This is a genomic window from Plantactinospora sp. A48, from assembly GCF_055793945.1.
Map to the genome: position 1 here is coordinate 1 of NZ_JBTIXF010000119.1, position 3,444 is coordinate 3,444.

The 3,444-nt window shown below is 68.3% G+C and carries 3 protein-coding genes; 1 reads left to right on the forward strand and 2 read right to left on the reverse strand.

Going from position 1 to position 3,444, the window contains the following annotated elements; translation table 11 throughout:
* Nucleotides 1-825: 825 nt before the first annotated feature.
* Nucleotides 826-1,587: a uridine kinase family protein gene (locus ACXN5W_RS30120; RefSeq protein WP_473161776.1), complete on the reverse strand. Its 762-nt coding sequence runs from the start codon at nucleotides 1,585-1,587 to the stop codon at nucleotides 826-828.
* A gap of 13 nt (nucleotides 1,588-1,600) precedes the next feature.
* The gene (locus ACXN5W_RS30125) at nucleotides 1,601-2,416 is read right to left on the reverse strand and encodes a methyltransferase domain-containing protein (RefSeq protein ID WP_473161777.1); all 816 of its coding nucleotides are present in this window, start codon (nucleotides 2,414-2,416) and stop codon (nucleotides 1,601-1,603) included.
* 353 nt (nucleotides 2,417-2,769) lie between these two features.
* Between ACXN5W_RS30125 and ACXN5W_RS30130 the strand changes: the two genes are divergently transcribed.
* Nucleotides 2,770-3,444: RICIN domain-containing protein (locus ACXN5W_RS30130; protein WP_473161778.1), on the forward strand; the 675-nt coding region annotated here is incomplete at its 3' end.

The window sequence follows — 3,444 nt, forward strand, 5'->3', positions numbered from 1 at the left end:
ACTCTCCTTCACTCGGACTTAGCCGTCTCGAAGGATCGCGCGGTGGCCGTCTCTCATCTACGCAACACGCCCATCACGGGCAAGTCGTACACCACTTCCCTGGACGCAACCTTCCCGCAGCCCAGCGCCGGTGTCGCCTGGAGGGAAGCATTGCAAAGGCGAAGAGGAGGCGGTAGAAGAGATCTTCAGAGGACTACCGAGGGTTAGGGGCGTGGTGTCCGCGGGCGTCGTCACTAAATGTGCCGTCGGCGAACCGTCGGTGCTGCCCTACCGACTCGGCAAACCAGCCTGGGCATCGCACCAACCGAGCCAGGTGCGGCGTGCGTCCTGTCGCCGTCCCCTGCCTCCGTCGGGACGAATGCCGGCTCGGACGGCGCCCCGCGCGAGGCCGACAACAACGGTTGGAAGCAGCGGGACGACCTCACTGACGCCGACCGGGCAGATGGACTTGACCCGATGAGCTACGTCTCTCAGCGCAGCTCTACCTGTGGAGATCCGTACGCTGTCCACGCCGCAGCCGACCGTGATGCCCTGGGGACGCGTCAACCTCCGGGACAGCGGGTGTCCCCCCGCCGCTGCGCTCCTGACAGAACACCGGAGCTGGCCGGTCGGATCGGTGTGACCTGCCTATGTGAATGGGCGGCACATGCAGTCCGGCTGTGCCGAGGAACAGGGCGAGCAGGATGAAGACCTTGCCGGTCTCCACCAGCCGACCGGCGAACGCCGCTACTGCGATCATCACCGTGCCGGCAATACAGCTGCGCGTACCGGCATGCTGCGATGATATCGCGTCAGACCGCAGCGTCTTTACGGATCGTGTTGGTCTCAGTAGCCGGGTACGACAAGTTGGACTCTGGTCTGGGGCCGGGTGGTCTGTAGGTAGTAGTCCTCGGCAGTGCGCCAGCGGATGATCCATTCCTCTGAGTCCTGCCCGCGGGCGCGTAGGCGTCGCAGGCAGATCTCTCGTGGTGTGTCGACGTAGGTGGTGAGGTGGTAATAGGGGGTCAGTTCCGGCCGGGCGGAGTAGACCCCTTCCACGATCACGGTGGTCCCCGGGTTGATCTCGTGCCAGGTTCCGAGCTGTCCGGTGGTCCAGTCGAAGCTCTGGTATCGGGCGGTCTGCTCGGCGCGTAACGGGGCCAGGACCTGGTCGCGGAGCCGTTCCCAGTCGAAGTAGCGGTGGTAGCCCTGGCGCGGGTCGAGCCGTTCCCGTTCGTGCTCGGGCATGGGCCGGTAGAAGTCGTCGCCCGCGACGATCGTCGCGCCGTCGAGCAGTTCGGCCGCCGTGGCGGCCAGGGTCGTCTTGCCGGATCCGCCCGGGCCGTCGACCGCGATGAGGGTCGTCGTGTTGTGGGTTCGCGGCAGGTCGCGCGCCGCGTGGGCGATGTCCTGGGCCCGGGCAAGGGTATCGACGAGCTGCTGATGTGCCCGTAGGGCGTCGGTCCGGTCGGGGCTGGTCAGCACGAACTCTTTGGCCTGTCCGAGGTCTCCGGAGCCGGCTCCGAGCAGGTCCCGGGTGCACTGCTCGACCAGGGCGGTGAGCCGTGCGGCCCGGTCTGGGGTACGGCCGTGAACAATCTCCACCACGCGAACTCCTCCGCTATTCGGGGCGGCGGCCCCAGGCCGAGATCAGCGGCGCGAGGGTGAGGTCGAGCTCGCCGGCGTCGACGGCGGCCAGGTGCGCGTCGATCTCGGCGTCGTTGGCCAACCCGGCGGCGAGCAACTCGGCGCGGACCATGCGTACCGTCGAGGTTTCCAGCCGGTCGCAGGTTGTCCCGCCGACCGGGAAGCAGCCGGCCGCCGCGACATCGACCAGGCCGGCTTCCCGCAGTGCCCGCGGCAGCGTACGGCCGAAGCGCAGGTCGGCGCCGCGTCGGGCCAGCAACTCCCGGACGGCGCGCCGTAGCCGGTTGGCCCGCTGCTGCGCCGGGCCGACCTCATCCAGGCAGGCCAGCGGCTGCAACTCGGTGTCGGCGTCCTCGATCAACAGCCAACCGCCGGGCCGCAACGCCGCCACCATCGTCGCCAACGCCCGGGCCCGGTCGGGTACGTGGACGAGCACGAGCCGGGCGTGTACCAGGTCGAACGTGCCTGGCTGTGGCGGCGGGTCTCCGACGATGTCGTGCCGGAGCACCTCGTACCCGCCGTACGGGTCCAACCATGACGGATTGATGTCGGTGGCCAGCACGTGACCGGTTGGTCCGACGGTCGTGGCGAGCGCCTGGGGAATGCTGGGGCCGCCGGCGCCGACCTCCCAGCAGCGCGAGCCCGCCCGCACGCCGAGCCGGTCGAAGTGTCCCCGGGTGACACTGTCGAACAGCTCGGCCAGCCAGGTGAACCGCTCGCCCGCTTCCACCCGGGCGTTGTCGAGCAGGTAGCGGTGATCGGGATCGGGGAGGGGCTGCGATGAACTCATGCCCCTATCCTCACGGCCTGCCGGGTGTCGCGTCAGCGCGACACGGGATGAGACCAGACACAGGGCCGCCCGGCGAAACACAGGGTCGTCCGGCGAACACATCAGATGACTTGACCGGCGTTGGAATCGGCCCGGTCTCGACCGGGCCGGCGTCCGTATTGCGGGGTACGAGGAGAGCGGCCTGTTTCGGGAATGTTGCGCGGTCCTTTGATCCAGTCCTAACATCAGACCTCTACGAATCGATGCGCATCGACTCGTTGGTGCTCGAACCCCTTGTCCCCGAGGCACGGGGGGCCTCGCGGGCGTGCTCGCGACACCTCCGGCGCCGCCCAATCCGCCGGAAGGAAAGTTTCATGAGATTGAGTCCTCGTAGGCTCTGGCTGGCGGCCGGTATGGCCGCGATGGTCGGAGTCTACGGAGCGGTCACGGTCACCGCCGGCGCGGCGCAGGCCGCGGTCGCCGTTGACACCAACGCCTGGTACGTGCTGCTGAACCGCAACAGCGGCAAGGCCCTCGATGTGAACGGCGCGTCCACCGCCGACGGCGCCAAGCTCATCCAATGGTCCCGCAACAACGCCACCAACCAGCAGTTCCAGTTCGTGGACGTCGGTTCCGGCTACTACAAGATCCGCATCCGCCACTCCGGCAAGGTCGCTGATGTCAACGGCAGGTCCACCGCCGACGGCGCCTCGATCCTGCAGTGGACCGACAACGGTGGTACCAACCAGCAGTTCAGCCTCGCGGACTCGGGCAACGGATACGTCCGGCTGGTCAACCGGAACAGCGGCAAGGTCGTGGAGGTGCAGGGCGCCTCTACCGCCGACGGCGCGAACATCGACCAGTACGGCGACTCGAACGGCAACAACCAGCAGTGGCAGCTCGTTCAGGTCGATGGCGGCACCCCGCCGACGTCCGCGCCGCCGACGTCCGCTCCGCCGACGAGTGCGCCGCCGACGTCCGAGCCTCCGACGTCCGCGCCGCCGACGGATGGACCGTGGCCGCCGTCGTCGACCTACAGCAACCCGATC

Excerpts from the sequence above, each read along its gene's own strand:
- ACXN5W_RS30125 (WP_473161777.1), bottom strand. The coding sequence starts at position 2,416 with ATGAGTTCATCGCAGCCCCTCCCCGATCCCGATCACCGCTACCTGCTC.